Below are 14254 nucleotides of genomic sequence, written 5' to 3' on the forward strand. Positions count from 1 at the left end.
AAATTAATTAGCTATGACTCCCAACGATGAAGTAACCATAACGGCATTGATTCACGCTTTAGCGCGTTTGAACAAAAAGTTGCCAACCAATGTGTGTAATCAATTGGCAGCGATTTCCGATGTTGCTAATAATACCAAACAATTAGAGGCGATCGCCATGAATTATACAGACTTAGCCCTATTATATGAGGAGGAGTGCGATCGACTAATGGCTGAGGGAAGCGATCGAAAAAAAGGCTATCTACCGAAATTCGAGCGTGATGATTATAGCAAAGAATTAAGCAATCTGGCGGAGGTAGCGGAGGTAATTTTTCATTCTCCCGACCCGGTAAATGCCTCCAAAGAAACGCTAAATCCTTCGCGAGGTGGCAAACTAAAACAGTTTTTCAGGCAACTATTGAAGTGATATCCATCTATTAACTGAATGTACCCCCCAAAAGAAATGACGCTGCAACTGTTTCTACGGGAAGGGTTAGGACAGACCTGAGAAACCATGGATATGGTGACTTAACGCCAGAAAATCCGCACCGCGAAAACCCAGAAGGGGAAATTAATTTGTGACAGGTGGCTGGGGTAGGTGGAGGAGGTGAAACCCGCGACTGTGGGAAAGGATTACAATATTTATCACCCCCCAGTAGCGGACAGGGGTTTTTTATGGTTTCATACTCCCGATAACTACTTATGTTTAACCAACTGATGCGCCTGGTGCGCCGATTTCGTCAATGGTTTAAGCAACTGATGCACCTGGTGCGCCGATTTCTTCAATGGTTGACCCAGGTGGGGAATAAGTTACTCAACTTGCTGAACCCTCCCCCACCGCCGCAGAGGTCAAACCCTCCCCGACTCCCAGACCATGAATATGAATGGTTATTTCGACAATTGCTGACTAAGGTAGGTCAAGGTTGGAACCGCGACCAGGTGATGGGTTGGCTGCGTCGGAATGAATACCGGGTGACGGAAAGCCAATGGCGGGAATGGTGTCCCCGGTTTCAGCATAGCGCTAAAGACCCAGAAATCTCCCGGCAGCTATCATTATTAAAGAAGTTAAATTGTGGCGCAATTTCCCAGATAGCGGCTTATTTATTAGGGGAGACACCGCCAGAAACTCCCCCCAAAACAACTGATTCCGCACCCCCCAACCACATCCCAACCTCAACTTATTCTGTCCTGACTGATGCTAAGAAATGGTTTAACGATGGATTACAACGATATGATAATGGTGATGTGCGTGGGGCTATATCCTCCTTTGAAAAAGCGATCGAATTTCAACCGGATGACCATAAAGCTTGGTATAACCGAGGGGTGGCGCTGTCTTATTCAGGAGAGTATAAACAAGCGATATCCTCCTATGACCAAGCCCTAAAATATAAACCGGATTTACATAAAGCTTGGTTTAGCCGAGGAAATGCGCTGTATCATTTAGGAAAGTATGAACAAGCCCTATCCTCCTACGACCAAGCCCTAAAATATAAACCGGATTTACATAAAGCTTGGTTTAACCGAGGGAAGGCGCTGTCTGATTTAGGAGAGTATAAACAAGCCCTATCCTCCTATGACGAAGCCCTAAAATATAAACCGGATTTCCATGAACCTTGGTTTAGCCGAGGAAATGCGCTGTATCATTTAGGAGAGTATAAACAAGCGATATCCTCCTATGACCAAGCCCTAAAATATAAACCGGATGACCATGTAGCTTGGTATAACCGAGGGAATGCGCTGTCTTATTTAGGAGAATATAAACAAGCGATATCCTCCTACGACCAAGCCCTAAAATATAAACCGGATGACCATGTAGCTTGGTATAACCGAGGGAATGCGCTGTCTTATTTAGGAGAATATAAACAAGCGATATCCTCCTACGACCAAGCCCTAAAATATAAACCGGATGACCATGTAGCTTGGTATAACCGAGGGGTGGCGCTGTCTTATTTAGGAGAGTATAAACAAGCGATATCCTCCTACGACCAAGCCCTAAAATATAAACCGGATTTCCATGTAGCTTGGTATAACCGAGGGAATGCGCTGTCTTATTTAGGAGAGTATAAACAAGCGATATCCTCCTACGACGAAGCCCTAAAATATAAACCGGATTACCATGTAGCTTGGTATAACCGAGGGAATGCGCTGTCTTATTTAGGAGAGTATAAACAAGCGATATCCTCCTACGACCAAGCCCTAAAATATAAACCGGATTTACATGAAGCTTGGTATAACCGAGGGGTGGCGCTGTCTGATTTAGGAGAGTATAAACAAGCGATATCCTCCTTTGACCAAGCCCTAAAATATAAACCGGATTACCATAAAGCTAGGGTTAACAGAAGCACAAATTCACGCCTTGCTTAACCCGGAAACCGCCATGATTTATTGGTATTATGGCAACTATTATTTGATAACCTTTATCCTGACGGTAGACGACATGACGGCTATACCCTTATCGGCTTGGCAACAGAAACAACTGGAAACTTTCATCACGGATTGGCATCATGATTATCAGATTTATGGCTGGTGAATGATGAATCGTCGGCGGTATTGGCGATTAAGTTTTATCAGGAATATCTAGGGGGTGAAACGGCGGCGGTGGCTTTACATAAAGCGAAAAATTGGTTACGCTGTGAGGCGATCTGGGCAGAAATTGCGAAGGTTTATGAATCCTGTTTATCACATCCTTTGAGTGAGAGTAATCAGGGAATTTTAGCCAAGGCTTTAGGACGGATTGAAAGACAGGAAAACCCGGAAGTTATGCCGTTTTCTGATGTTTATCATTGGGGGAGTTTGGTGATTTCGGGTTATTAAGCTAAGGGGGAGTCACTGAGTCTCCTGGGTAGGAAGTGACGGGAGTGGTCACGGACGGGATAAATTAATTATCAAATGGGTGTATACAGATGACGGAGACTGTGGTAGAATTTAGGAGTAGGCGAATCAACGAAATCGTCGAAGTCGCCTGAATCTTTGACGGCATCTTCCACCCTCATAAATTAATTAGCTATGACTCCCAACCAGAAAATAACCATAACGGCATTTATTCACGCTTTAGCCCGTTTTAACAAAAAGTTGCCAATTAGTGTGTATAATCAATTGGCGGCGATTTCCGATGTGGCTAATCATACCAAACAATTAGAGGCGATCGCCATGAATGATACAGACTTAGCCCTATTATATAAGGAGGAGTGCGATCGACTAATGCAGGGAAGCGATCGCCAAAAAGGCTATCTACCGATATTCGAGAGTGATGATTATAGCACAGAATTAAGCAATACGGTGGAGGTAATTTGTCATTCTCCCGACCCAGTCAAAGCCTCAAAAGATGCGCTAAATCCTTCGGGAGGTGGCAAACTAAAAGAGTTTTTTAGCCAACTATTTAAGTCATCTCCATCTATCTAAGTTAACTGAATGTATCCCCTAAAAGAAATCACACTGCAACTGTTTCTGTATGACTTACGGGAAGGGTTAGGACAAACCTCAAAAAGCATAAAGTTTAATCGCTATTATTTTTGGCGGCGGTTTCATCATGACCTGCAAAAACCATATAGCGACTTAACGCCAGAAAATAAGCAAAAACTGAAAAAATATGCTAAACTCGAAAACCCCGAAAGCGATATTGTGCGGTTAGACTATCAGGAGGGGGAACAACCTCTAATGGGGATAGAATATGTGTTAGTGGCATCGCAATTGGGGGATAGCTATAGTTTAATCATTGATGCCTATGATAGCGAATATCAGAAAACCAGTTTAAGTCAACTGAAAAAATACATTGAGGAAAGGATTAATAACACTCCCTCAAGCCTAGGTCAAACTTGGTTATTGTGGGGTCAACTTGACGGGAAATATTCCCCAGAGAAAGTTAATGAAATTGCCGAAAAGAGTTATACAGAAATCGCCAATAAACCCCTACCCTGGAAAAAAGATGATAAAAAAGATAATCAATTGAGTTTCCCAGGGAATAAACTGTTAGGGGGCGATTTATTTGAAATAACCCAGTTAGTTTCGGTGAAAGATTGGGAAAATTTACTGATACTGATTGATAATGAAAAACCGGAAGACCTGCGAAATTATCCCCGGTTAAATGATGAACATAAGTCACTGCTGATAAAGGACATTCAAAACAGTTTAGGAGAATGCCATTATTTAATTTGGCTATTACCAGCAGAGTGCGACTTAACGGCAATGAAAGATAAAATTCAGGAAATACAGACCCATTTTCATCGCCTGTTATCCTATCGCCATAAGATTATTTGGGCTTATAGCCAAAGTCGGATTTTGAAACGCCGATTAAAAGACAATTATCAAACGATTCAAAAATCGGTCTTAACAATTCGCCAACAGCGGAAAAACCCGGAAGATTTACAAGAGGCTTTAGAAAAGACGCTACAAATATTAGGGAATTATGCGATCGATTTAAGTCAACTGCATTCCCAGTTAAGGACAATTACGATTAATTTAACCAACTATCGACAAAGGTTAAAAGAATTTGCGAAGGTAGACCCAAATTGTGAGTTAACTACGTTTGCTGAGTTTAGTAAATTGGCAGCACAAAAGTATGAAAGACAGGTAAAAACGGACTATGAGAGTTTAAGTCCGGGGATGATTTTATTAGAAAATCTGATTAAGACGATTGAGGGAATTGTGGAAATTAATCAAGCGAAAAGAGAAGATCGGCTAGAAAGGGCGATCGCTGCTGCTAGTATAGGAGTGGGTACAGGATCGGCGGCGGCTTCATCAATCGCGAATTATTCGGAGGGTATATTAACGGAAATAAACCCGTTTTTACCCTCACAGAATAAGGAAGAAGCGCCAACGATTCATCCGGCATCAACGGCAAGTTTGACGTTTATTATTAGTTGTGTAATTGGGTTAATTTTGGGGTGGTTAACCTGGTGGCGGTTAAATTCAAGACCTGGGTAGGTTGGGTGAAACCCAACATCACTGAGAGATGTTGTTGTTGGGTTCCCATACTCCACCCAACCTACTAAATAGGCTCGGCGCCGGAAATGCGATCGCCCTACTCACTTTCGAGGAATTCGAGCTGGGTAGGTTGGGTGAAACCCAACATCACTGAGAGATGTTGTTGTTGGGTTCCCATACTCCACCCAACCTACTAAATAGGCTCGGCGCCGGAAATGCGATCGCCCTACTCACTTTCGAGGAATTCGAGCTGGGTAGGTTGGGTGAAACCCAACATCACTGAGAGATGTTGTTGTTGGGTTCCCATACTCCACCCAACCTACTAAATAGGCTCGGCGCCGGAAATGCGATCGCCCTACTCACTTTCGAGGAATTCGAGCTGGGTAGGTTGGGTGAAACCCAACATCACTGAGAGATGTTGTTGTTGGGTTCCCATACTCCACCCAACCTACTAAATAGGCTCGGCGCCGGAAATGCGATCGCCCTACTCACTTTCGAGGAATTCGAGCTGGGTAGGTTGGGTGAAACCCAACATCACTGAGAGATGTTGTTGTTGGGTTCCCATACTCCACCCAACCTACTAAATAGGCTCGGCGCCGGAAATGCGATCGCCCTACTCACTTTCGAGGAATTCGAGCTGGGTAGGTTGGGTGAAACCCAACATCACTGAGAGATGTTGTTGTTGGGTTCCCATACTCCACCCAACCTACTAAATAGGCTCGGCGCCGGAAATGCGATCGCCCTACTCACTTTCGAGGAATTCGAGCTGGGTAGGTTGGGTGAAACCCAACATCACTGAGAGATGTTGTTGTTGGGTTCCCATACTCCACCCAACCTACTAAATAGCAACAGCGAGAGGAGTTTATTGCTCATCACGTTCTTGGTAGCCGTAAGTTTTTTTCTGGTGAAGCCAATTTTCTTCAAGGCTCTGGATATGGTGCGAGGAGAGATGTCGTCATCCCAAAGTTCAGCCATTTGAGCGGAGGTTTGATCGCCATGCTCTTGGGCAAAAGCCTTGAATTTATGCCAGTCGGTAATTTTGTGGTTATTGCCAGGTGGGTGATTAGGTTTAGGGAGGAAGTCTCCGGTCTGTGCTTTTCTTTGCAGCCAGAGATTAATGGTGTTCCGGCTGACATGGAAAACTTGACTGGCTTCTGTTTTGGGCATACCGTCTAGTTCAATTGCATCAATAACTTTTTGTCTGAGGTCGTAACTATAGGGGGCTGGCATTTTTGGTCTTCTTAGTCATCTCGTCCTCTCCATTATACGTCCTAACTTTCCTGTCTTGTGCTATATAAACAGTTATAGGGATGGTCAGAGCTTAACCTCTTATATCCAGCGAATCGGGGCTGGAATCCTCACCCGGTGGTTATTTCAGCCATTCCAGCCTTATTTCATACCCGAACGTCTTGCACTATCCCAATCATTATAGCACTACGAGAGTAGGTTATGAAGTATACAGCTTGTTCGATATTTAATTAGTACAGTAACTGCATTTAGTAAACCAGTTCTTAAACGTATTTGTTCCCATCAGCATTAGAGCCAGTTTAATTAACTGTTCTAGTGCTTCCATTGCTCGTGTTGGAAACATTCTGACCACTGACTTAACCGTTGACCACAACATTTCAATAGGATTGAAATCTGGTGAGTAGGGTGGTAAATATTCTACTCTGGCTCCCGTAGCAGTGATCATTTCTTCAATGCCCTCCATTTTATGGATATTAAGGTTATCCATAACTACGACATCCCCTGGATTCAGTCTCGGAACCAAGTCCTGTTCAATAAAATCCTGAAAATCTTTACCTTTCATAGAGCCTTCTATGACTTTTTTAGCTACCACTCTTTCGATACTTATGGCTCCAATTCAGGTAATTTTTCTACCTTAATAAAAGGGTCTTAAACATCATGCTTTTTTGCCTTTTTTACTCCTAGCCATAGAGGGACTCATCCCTACACAGAAAGCTGTCTCATCAATGAATATCATTTTTGAGGTACATCTCTCACCCGCTCTCGGTAATCAAATCGCTGTTGTTGACCTTCTTCCGTTGCTACCTTTTCTGACCGGTAAGTTTTTTTTAAGAGTTAGTTCTTCTTTTTTGAGGAATTCACACATTCCTCCGACGCTGACATAAACATCCAGCTCATTTAGGAGATGTTCTCGATACTGTCGAACTGTCCCATCTGGGTAATCTTGTACCATCTGAATAATAAAGTCTCGATAAGATTATAGCTGGCTAGGACGATTTAGCCCGGGCTTTTGAGGAGTTATATCTTGAGTTTCTCGAGATTTTTTGATATAACTATGAACAGTAGCAGGACTCATCATAAATTGCTCTGCAAGTTGCCTAATTGAGCCTTAGCCTAATTGATAGGCGGTGACCACTTTTTTCCTAAGAGCAACAGAATAACGGCTCATGGGTGAATCCAGTTGGAATTGAGTTTAGCCCTAGTTTATCACCAAGTTGTTATAGGTATTCATTGTTACACATATTTAATGAACAAGCTGTAATTGATAGAAATGAAGCAGGGAAAGGGAGTATGACAGCACCATTAAGTAATGATTGGCGGAAACGGGCGATCGCGGCGGTCAAAAGCGGACAGAAGAAAAGTCGAGTCGCCCGTCAGTTTTAAATCAGTCGAAATACTTTGGACTTGTGGCTCAAAAGAGAAGAGGAAACGGGAAGCTATCAAGCAATTCAGCCTCATCAAAAAGGGCCGAAACCCAAAATCCCAGATGAAAATCGATTCAGAGAGTTGATTTGGAAACATAAAGACAAGACACAAAAGCAAATCGCCGAACTTTGGGGAGAAGGTGTGACCCAACAGAATGTCGGCAATGCTTGTCAAAAGTGGGGGATAACTCGCAAAAAAAACTTACTGATATGAAGAAAGGGGATGAAGAGAAAAGGAGAAAATTTGAGGAAAAGTTATCAAAAACGGATAAAAAAAGGTTGATTTATGTGGATGAATCGGGATTTGACAATCGAGATGATTATCCATTAGGCTATAGTCCAAAAGGAGAAAGGTGTCATGCACTCAAGTCGGGAAAAAGGACAGAAAGAGTCAGTTGGATCGGTGCTTTAGGATGGCCCAAGTTGTTCACCCCTTTGACTTTTGAAGGGTCATGTAACCGAAACTTATTTGAAGCGTGGCTTGACCGATGTTTGCTCCCTCAGCTAGAAGAGGGAGATATTATTATTCTTGACAATGGGAGTTTTCATCACGGTGAAAGCATAAAAGAAATGGTAGAAGAAGTGGGATGCGAAATCTGGTACTTGCCAGCTTATTCACCAGATTTGAATAAAATTGAAAATTGGTGGTCTCCCTTAAAGACATGGATGAGACCAAAACTTAAAGACTTTGAAGCGGTGAGAGAATGTGTAGATGCAGCGTTCAAAAGCTGTACTAATGTATTTGCGTATTGCTATATTTGATGAAAAAGGCTGACCAAGCCCTATATCGTGCTAAAGCTGCCGGACGAAATAAAGTTCAATACTCAACTACACTCACAAACCGGATTCAGCTACCTTAATCACTGAACCCGGAATTGAGAAGTTTTAGGAAATCTTCGCCACGTCAGCAAATCGAATTTTCAAATAATCTTCCTCCATTTTCGCCCCGGAAGGCTGCAAAGCCGCTAACGCTTGGGGTAAAACTAAATTGCGGCGGTGGTTCCCAATACGGATATTTAACTCATCACCCGTCTTGTTTAACTGTATCTGTTCCTTGGGAATTCCCGGTAAATATAACTCCAAACTATAGTATTCTTTATCTTGGATAACCCGCATAGTATTTTCCTGATAATAAACCAGAGTCGGGTCTTCATCTTTATACAAAATATCCTTGAGTTGCTCTAAGGCTTCAAAACCGCACATTTCCTTAGTAAATAGTTCTACTTCTTTGACAGGAAGAGGGCGGAAATTATCATGTATTTCCTGGCGATATTGCTGTTGGTTCTCCTTCCAGCGTTGGAAAAATGGATCGGTTACTGAGTCGGGGATAATCCGATTCGCAATCACTAAATCCGTGGCTACATTGTACAAACTCAGATAAGCATGGGCGCGCAAGGATTCTTTAATTACCATTTTTTCTGGGTTAGTTACCAGACGCACTGAGGTTTTCTGATTATCAGTTAATACCTTTTCTAAGGCTTCGATTTGCTCGTAAAATTCATAGGGTGCATCCATTACTTCTTTGTCCGGGAGGGAAAAACCAGCAATAGGTTTAAAGATGGGTTCCACTAAAGGACGCAGAGCGGCCGACATCCCTTGTAACGGTTTATAAAATTTTCTCATATACCACCCACCTACCTCCGGCAAACTTAATAGGCGCAGAGCAGTCCCTGTGGGCGCTGAGTCAATGATGAGAACCTCAAATTCCCCCTCGTCATAGTGCCGCTTCATTCGCACCAAGCCGAAAATTTCGTCCATTCCGGGAAGGATAGCCAATTCCTCGGCTTGAACGCCATCAAGTCCCCGCGCTTGCAGAACTTGAGTGATATAGCGTTTGACAGCCCCCCAGTTTCCCTCTAATTCCATCAGTGCGTCTAGTTCTGCGCCCCATAGGTTGGGTTTCACCTGGCGAGGTTCATGGCCGAGGGGTTCATCAAAACTATCTGCTAGGGAGTGGGCTGGGTCTGTACTTAATACCAGGGTTTTATAGCCTAGTTCGGCACACCGTAAGCCTGTAGCCGCGGCAACGGAGGTTTTACCAACGCCTCCTTTTCCGGTCATTAAAATCACGCGCATATAGTTTTGAGTCCCGCTTAAAATATGTTTACATTATTCTAACGTTTAGGGCTGTTTTGTTGAAAAAGCTGTTTGACTACGGCGAGGCGGGAACAGTTCCAGTAGTCTATGTGGCGGTCAATTAAGCCTTCTGGGTTGATGTGTAGGTGGCTGTAACCGGGGATGGATAGTCGCGGAGCCCAGGGCAGTACAGATACGGTCCAACTGAGAGTCCATTGGGTCTCGATGGTGTCCCCAGATTCCGAAATATCATGTAAGTCTAATTGGATATCCTGAAACCAGGTGGCCATGAAGTTGATCATTTTTTGATAGCGATCGCATCCCGAAAATTCATTAACAGGGTCTTTAAAATAAACGTTGTCTGCATAAATACTATAGGTTTGATTATCGGGAAAGTTTTGATAATCTTGTTTGATGGTTTCAATGAGATGGTGAGCAACCATAGGATTAATTTGAGTTTTTTTTGATGGGATTGTAGCCGATATTTCTCGGATTACTAAAGATATGAAATATCCCTAAATATCGCCGTCAATTTATGGCAAAGGTTGACGGGATTATAACATTTATGGTAAAATATGTCAATGGCTATGTATATATCAGTTTTCCCGTTACAACTAATAATGATAATGGTGGCGCAACTGGGTTTAATGATATGTATAAATACTCTAGGCAACCATTTTGGTTATGGATAGTTCAATAATGATTAAATCCTGGTTATTATGGGACTAGCATATATCAAAATCCCGGTTGATGATTAGTGTTGATCAATCAGCCGAAAATTCGGAAAGTTCAATTCACAGGAGTAAAAATACCTTATGACCAATTCGGAAATTCCCACATCGAAACCTATCATAGATTCTCTCCATCATACCATTGTGGTCGTGGGTGGGGGAGCGGCTGGTATAACTGTGGCAGCCCAAATTTTACAACAAGATAGTAGCCTAGATATAGCTATTATTGAACCCTCAGATAAACACTACTATCAACCAGCTTGGACTTTAGTAGGTGGTGGTGCTTATCGTCTTGAAGATACTATCCGGGAGGAAAAAGACTGTATTCCGGCGGGTGCTACCTGGTTGAAAGCAGCAGCAAAAACCTTTGAACCAGAGCAAAATCTAGTGATTCTCGAAGATGGACGAGCCGTCCACTATGATTATCTGATAGTTTGTCCAGGGATTCAAATAGACTGGGATAAAGTAGAAGGGTTAACAGATGCGATCGGGAAAAATGGCGTAACTAGCAACTATTCTAAAGAGTATGCACCGTATACCTGGGAAGTGATCAAGAATTTTCCAGGTGGGAATGCTATTTTCACTTTTCCGGCGACTCCTATTAAGTGTGCGGGAGCGCCTCAAAAAATCATGTATTTGGCGGATGATACTTTCATCAAAAATGGAGTTAAGAATAAGTCGAATGTGATTTATGCCACTCCGGGAGCCAAAATTTTTGGGATAACAGGCTACTGTGAATCTTTAGAAAAGATTGCCGCGCGCCGAAATATTGATGTCAAATATAAGCATAATCTGAAAGCGATTATTCCCTCAAGCCAGGAAGCAGTTTTTGAAAAAACCACGGAGGCGGGAGTAGAGGAAATCAGGATTAAATATGATATGATTCATGTCACGCCGCCAATGAGTGCCCCTGATTTTATTAAAAACAGTCCTTTAGCGGTGAAAGAGGGACCCACGAAAGGTTGGGTAGATGTAGACAAATACACGCTGCAACATAATGTTTATCCGAATGTTTTTAGCTTAGGGGATGCTTCGTCTCTTCCCAATTCTAAAACGGCGGCTGCTATTCGGCGACAAGCACCCGCATTAGTGGAGAATTTGTTAGCGGTGATGGCTGCTAAACAACTAGGGGGAAAATATGGCGGGTATGCTTGCTGTCCGTTGGTAACAGGTTATGGGCGGACAATTATGGCAGAGTTTGATTATGATGGTGTTCCGAAATCTAGTTTTCCATTCGACCCGACGGAAGAACGTTATAGTATGTGGTTAGTGAAGCGCTATGTTTTGCCTTGGCTGTATTGGAATCGGATGTTAAAAGGGAAACCGTTTGAGGCGGATATGTTAGCGGGAATCAAATCTTAGGCTAACTTGTCAATACTGAGTAAATCCCGACACTGACCTAGGCAATTAGGGACAGTGGCGGGTGATTAATTAGGAAGCTAGAATGCTTCTTGAAGAACTCGGAGCTTTTCAAACTGTTTGTTTTGCTGATTTATCTGAACCGATAGGGAATCACAGACTAACTCACACAACTCAAATAGGAAAGGATTAGCAATTTCATAATAAACATTAACCCCCTGTTGCCGGCGAGTGACAATCCCAGCTTGAGCAAGCATTTTTAAGTGTTTGGAAACGTTAGCTTGTCCTAAACCAGTGGCTTCAATAATTTGAGTAACATTTTTGGCACCAGTTTTTAAGCAGCAAACAATCTGGAGGCGACTGACTTCGGAAAGAACCTTAAAAAAGTCAGCCATAAGAGTCAATGCCTCGGGTGGAAGTTTGGAGACTCCGCACTCCCCAGAATTGGATTCAAGCTGGAATTGTGATGCTTTGACGGAAGATTTTGTCATGATTAAGTTAGGTGAGTTGAATAAGTTATAGGAAAGGTGTGCTTACTATATTACCACACAGTAGAGGTTGTTGTCTCATTTATTTGAGGCTGATTTATGATGGGTAGAGTAGCGATCGCCTCAAGGAACCCGAAAGGAAACCCCGGCTTTAAGCTACAATTGAGGAAGTGTATGACATTGTATTAGGTATCGCCATCAGGTAATTAAGCAATCTGGCCAACTACCCTCACCCCCCCATCCCATGACTGATTCGACCGATGACACAATTTTAATTGTCGAGGATAACCGCTCAAATCTGAGTTTGATTGCGGATACGATCGCCAATGTGGGTTGTAAAATAGCGATCGCCACCAATGGCATTGAAGCGATCGCCCAAGCGGAAGCGATCCAACCGGATCTGATTCTGCTGGATATCGTCATGCCTAAGATGGACGGCTTTGAAACCTGTCGCCGTCTGAAACAGAACCCTTCAACCTGTAATATCCCAGTAATTCTGATGACAGCCCTAGACGATACGGCCGATAAGGTGAAAGGCTTATCCCTAGGAGCAGTAGACTATATTACGAAACCGTTTCAGCCAGAAGAAGTGCTGGCCCGTGTTAATGTACATTTAAAGATCCGTTACCTAACCCAACAACTAGCCGATCGCAACTTCCAACTAGAACAGAGAGTAGCGGAACGCACCCACGAACTAACCCAGGCCCTAGATAACCTGCGAAAATTTCAACTACAACTGGTTCAGAGTGAAAAAATGTCTACCTTGGGTCAACTGGTGGCTGGGGTAGCCCATGAAATCAATAATCCGATTGGTTTTATCGAAGCGAATTTGAGTCATGCGAGTATTTATGTGTTCGACTTGCTGAAACACCTGCAAATGTACCAGCAGATGTTCCCGGACCCACCGCCGGATCTTGAACATCACGCGGAGGATATCGATCTTGAATATCTGATGGAGGATCTACCTCAACTGATTGCTTCCATGCGAGTGGGGACAGAACGCATCCGCAATATTAGCCAAAGTCTGAGGACTTTCTCACGCTCCGATGAGAATAATGTGGTATTGTTCGACTTGCATCAAGGTATTGAAAGCACTTTGCTAATTTTACAGCATCGATTAAAAGCGAATCCCGATCGACCTGCGATCATGGTGATTAAAGAATATGGGTACCTTCCGCCGATTAGATGCTACCCCAGCCAGATGAATCAGGTATTCATGAATTTGATCACTAATGGTATTGATGCGATCGAGTATGCTAGTGAGGGTTCCAGCTATGAGGACTTAGAGAAAGACCCCCACTGGATCAAAATTACCACTGAGCTGGGAGAAGATGGCACATCAGCAGTGATTAGGATTGAAGATAATGGAATTGGTATGACTGCACAAGTGCAAGAGAAAATTTTTGATTATCTATTTACGACTAAATCTATTGGTAAGGGTACAGGTATTGGGTTAGCTATCTCTCGCCATATTATCGAAGAAAAACACCGAGGTAAGTTAACCTGTACCTCCCAAATCGACTCAGGGGCTAGGTTCACGATTACTATTCCACTGGTAACGGAGGACTCGGATTAGACCATCCATTCGGAAGCCCTACCCCCCAAGTCAATGGGAATACTGACGGCTTTTCCTAGCCGGGGGCGATCGCGAGTGTTCAGGATATAATTGGTAACCTGTTCTGCTCCTCCCAAACTGGTGAGATAATCAGCGATCGCATTGAGGTGATCGAGATACTCAGCCTCACCCAAATGAAAAGAAGCCTGTTCTAGGTACTTCCACATAACTTGGACAAAAATTTTGCCCCGCGTCCGCCGCAGTTGGATATCATAGGAGACTCCCCACTTGTTTAACAGAAGTTGTCGTAAGTCCTGGCCCGTCATAAGCACCTCTTGCATGGACTGAGAAAGAACTGAGAATCCTCGCGCCGTTTGTCGTGGGAATGTGAAAAGTTGCATGATCTGGAAATACTCGATAGCCGCTTTGGCCGACTCTATTTAAAGGGCGGATGTAGCGGCAAAGGCGAAT

The 14254-nt window shown here is 43.3% G+C and carries 15 protein-coding genes and 1 pseudogene; 10 read left to right on the forward strand and 6 right to left on the reverse strand.

The window, feature by feature from the left end; all coding sequences use genetic code 11:
• Positions 1-13 precede the first annotated feature (13 nt).
• The 6 genes from XZ46_RS17645 to XZ46_RS35880 all read left to right on the forward strand — a co-directional run bounded on the left by XZ46_RS17645 (position 14) and on the right by XZ46_RS35880 (position 4902).
• Positions 14-406, forward strand: a complete 393-nt coding sequence (locus tag XZ46_RS17645) for a hypothetical protein (protein WP_008051800.1) — start codon at positions 14-16, stop codon at positions 404-406.
• Between the two features lie 275 nt (positions 407-681).
• Positions 682-2343: a tetratricopeptide repeat protein gene (locus XZ46_RS17650; protein ID WP_008051809.1), complete on the forward strand. Its 1662-nt coding sequence runs from the start codon at positions 682-684 to the stop codon at positions 2341-2343.
• Between the two features lie 13 nt (positions 2344-2356).
• Positions 2357-2509 carry a hypothetical protein gene (locus XZ46_RS35480; RefSeq protein WP_164468733.1) on the forward strand — a complete coding sequence of 51 codons (153 nt, stop codon included), beginning with the start codon at positions 2357-2359 and terminating at the stop codon, positions 2507-2509.
• The gene (locus tag XZ46_RS17655) at positions 2506-2793 is read left to right on the forward strand and encodes a CHAT domain-containing protein (RefSeq protein WP_008051814.1); all 288 of its coding nucleotides are present in this window, start codon (positions 2506-2508) and stop codon (positions 2791-2793) included. Before XZ46_RS35480 ends, XZ46_RS17655 begins: the two co-directional genes overlap by 4 nt.
• A 192-nt stretch (positions 2794-2985) precedes the next feature.
• Positions 2986-3381 carry a hypothetical protein gene (locus XZ46_RS17660; protein WP_008051816.1) on the forward strand — a complete coding sequence of 132 codons (396 nt, stop codon included), beginning with the start codon at positions 2986-2988 and terminating at the stop codon, positions 3379-3381.
• Positions 3382-3390: 9 nt separating this feature from the next.
• A complete protein-coding gene (locus XZ46_RS35880; protein ID WP_008051819.1) occupies positions 3391-4902 on the forward strand; it encodes a hypothetical protein in 1512 nt (503 codons plus the stop codon).
• A gap of 865 nt (positions 4903-5767) precedes the next feature.
• Here XZ46_RS35880 and XZ46_RS17670 read toward each other — a convergent pair.
• Positions 5768-6132, reverse strand: a pseudogene (locus XZ46_RS17670) (IS630 transposase-related protein); the annotation flags it as partial.
• 244 nt (positions 6133-6376) lie between these two features.
• Positions 6377-6742, reverse strand: coding sequence for a transposase (locus XZ46_RS38385; protein ID WP_071533577.1), 366 nt, complete (start codon positions 6740-6742; stop codon positions 6377-6379).
• Between the two features lie 812 nt (positions 6743-7554).
• Between XZ46_RS38385 and XZ46_RS36890 the strand changes: the two genes are divergently transcribed.
• The gene (locus tag XZ46_RS36890; protein ID WP_006624522.1) at positions 7555-7788 is read left to right on the forward strand and encodes a COG3415 family protein; all 234 of its coding nucleotides are present in this window, start codon (positions 7555-7557) and stop codon (positions 7786-7788) included.
• The gene (locus XZ46_RS32865) at positions 7752-8336 is read left to right on the forward strand and encodes an IS630 family transposase (protein WP_230428070.1); all 585 of its coding nucleotides are present in this window, start codon (positions 7752-7754) and stop codon (positions 8334-8336) included. Before XZ46_RS36890 ends, XZ46_RS32865 begins: the two co-directional genes overlap by 37 nt.
• Positions 8337-8459: 123 nt before the next feature.
• On the opposite strand, the gene XZ46_RS17690 is transcribed toward XZ46_RS32865, so the two are convergent.
• Together XZ46_RS17690 and XZ46_RS17695 are read right to left on the reverse strand one after the other, a co-directional pair.
• Positions 8460-9650 (reverse strand): TRC40/GET3/ArsA family transport-energizing ATPase, encoded by a 1191-nt coding sequence (locus tag XZ46_RS17690; protein ID WP_006617008.1) that lies wholly within the window; start codon positions 9648-9650, stop codon positions 8460-8462.
• Between the two features lie 38 nt (positions 9651-9688).
• Complete coding sequence (locus XZ46_RS17695; RefSeq protein ID WP_006624519.1) at positions 9689-10093, reverse strand: C6orf136 family protein; 405 nt, start codon at positions 10091-10093, stop codon at positions 9689-9691.
• Positions 10094-10465: 372 nt separating this feature from the next.
• On the opposite strand from XZ46_RS17695, the gene XZ46_RS17700 reads away from it, so the two are divergent.
• The gene (locus XZ46_RS17700; RefSeq protein WP_008051833.1) at positions 10466-11743 is read left to right on the forward strand and encodes an NAD(P)/FAD-dependent oxidoreductase; all 1278 of its coding nucleotides are present in this window, start codon (positions 10466-10468) and stop codon (positions 11741-11743) included.
• 77 nt (positions 11744-11820) lie between these two features.
• Here the strand turns inward: XZ46_RS17700 and XZ46_RS17705 are convergent, their stop codons facing one another.
• Positions 11821-12135, reverse strand: a complete 315-nt coding sequence (locus XZ46_RS17705) for an ArsR/SmtB family transcription factor (RefSeq protein ID WP_006617011.1) — start codon at positions 12133-12135, stop codon at positions 11821-11823.
• A 337-nt stretch (positions 12136-12472) separates the two neighbouring features.
• Between XZ46_RS17705 and XZ46_RS17710 the strand changes: the two genes are divergently transcribed.
• Positions 12473-13804, forward strand: coding sequence for a hybrid sensor histidine kinase/response regulator (locus XZ46_RS17710; RefSeq protein WP_006624514.1), 1332 nt, complete (start codon positions 12473-12475; stop codon positions 13802-13804).
• On the opposite strand, the gene XZ46_RS17715 is transcribed toward XZ46_RS17710, so the two are convergent.
• Positions 13801-14109, reverse strand: a complete 309-nt coding sequence (locus XZ46_RS17715; RefSeq protein ID WP_006670351.1) for a DUF3067 family protein — start codon at positions 14107-14109, stop codon at positions 13801-13803. The genes XZ46_RS17710 and XZ46_RS17715 overlap by 4 nt on opposite strands.
• Positions 14110-14254: the final 145 nt, after the last annotated feature.

This window comes from Limnospira indica PCC 8005, from assembly GCF_000973065.1.
GTDB classification, from domain to species: domain Bacteria; phylum Cyanobacteriota; class Cyanobacteriia; order Cyanobacteriales; family Microcoleaceae; genus Limnospira; species Limnospira fusiformis.

What these genes read in the sequence shown, in the direction of transcription:
- XZ46_RS17645 (WP_008051800.1), top strand. Translation starts at nt 14, where the DNA reads ATGACTCCCAACGATGAAGTAACCATAACGGCATTGATTCACGCTTTA.
- XZ46_RS17650 (WP_008051809.1), top strand. Translation starts at nt 682, where the DNA reads ATGTTTAACCAACTGATGCGCCTGGTGCGCCGATTTCGTCAATGGTTT.
- XZ46_RS35480 (WP_164468733.1), top strand. Translation starts at nt 2,357, where the DNA reads ATGATTTATTGGTATTATGGCAACTATTATTTGATAACCTTTATCCTG.
- XZ46_RS17660 (WP_008051816.1), top strand. Translation starts at nt 2,986, where the DNA reads ATGACTCCCAACCAGAAAATAACCATAACGGCATTTATTCACGCTTTA.
- XZ46_RS35880 (WP_008051819.1), top strand. Translation starts at nt 3,391, where the DNA reads ATGTATCCCCTAAAAGAAATCACACTGCAACTGTTTCTGTATGACTTA.
- XZ46_RS17690 (WP_006617008.1), bottom strand. Translation starts at nt 9,650, where the DNA reads ATGCGCGTGATTTTAATGACCGGAAAAGGAGGCGTTGGTAAAACCTCC.
- XZ46_RS17695 (WP_006624519.1), bottom strand. Translation starts at nt 10,093, where the DNA reads ATGGTTGCTCACCATCTCATTGAAACCATCAAACAAGATTATCAAAAC.
- XZ46_RS17700 (WP_008051833.1), top strand. Translation starts at nt 10,466, where the DNA reads ATGACCAATTCGGAAATTCCCACATCGAAACCTATCATAGATTCTCTC.
- XZ46_RS17705 (WP_006617011.1), bottom strand. Translation starts at nt 12,135, where the DNA reads ATGGCTGACTTTTTTAAGGTTCTTTCCGAAGTCAGTCGCCTCCAGATT.
- XZ46_RS17710 (WP_006624514.1), top strand. Translation starts at nt 12,473, where the DNA reads ATGACTGATTCGACCGATGACACAATTTTAATTGTCGAGGATAACCGC.
- XZ46_RS17715 (WP_006670351.1), bottom strand. Translation starts at nt 14,109, where the DNA reads ATGACGGGCCAGGACTTACGACAACTTCTGTTAAACAAGTGGGGAGTC.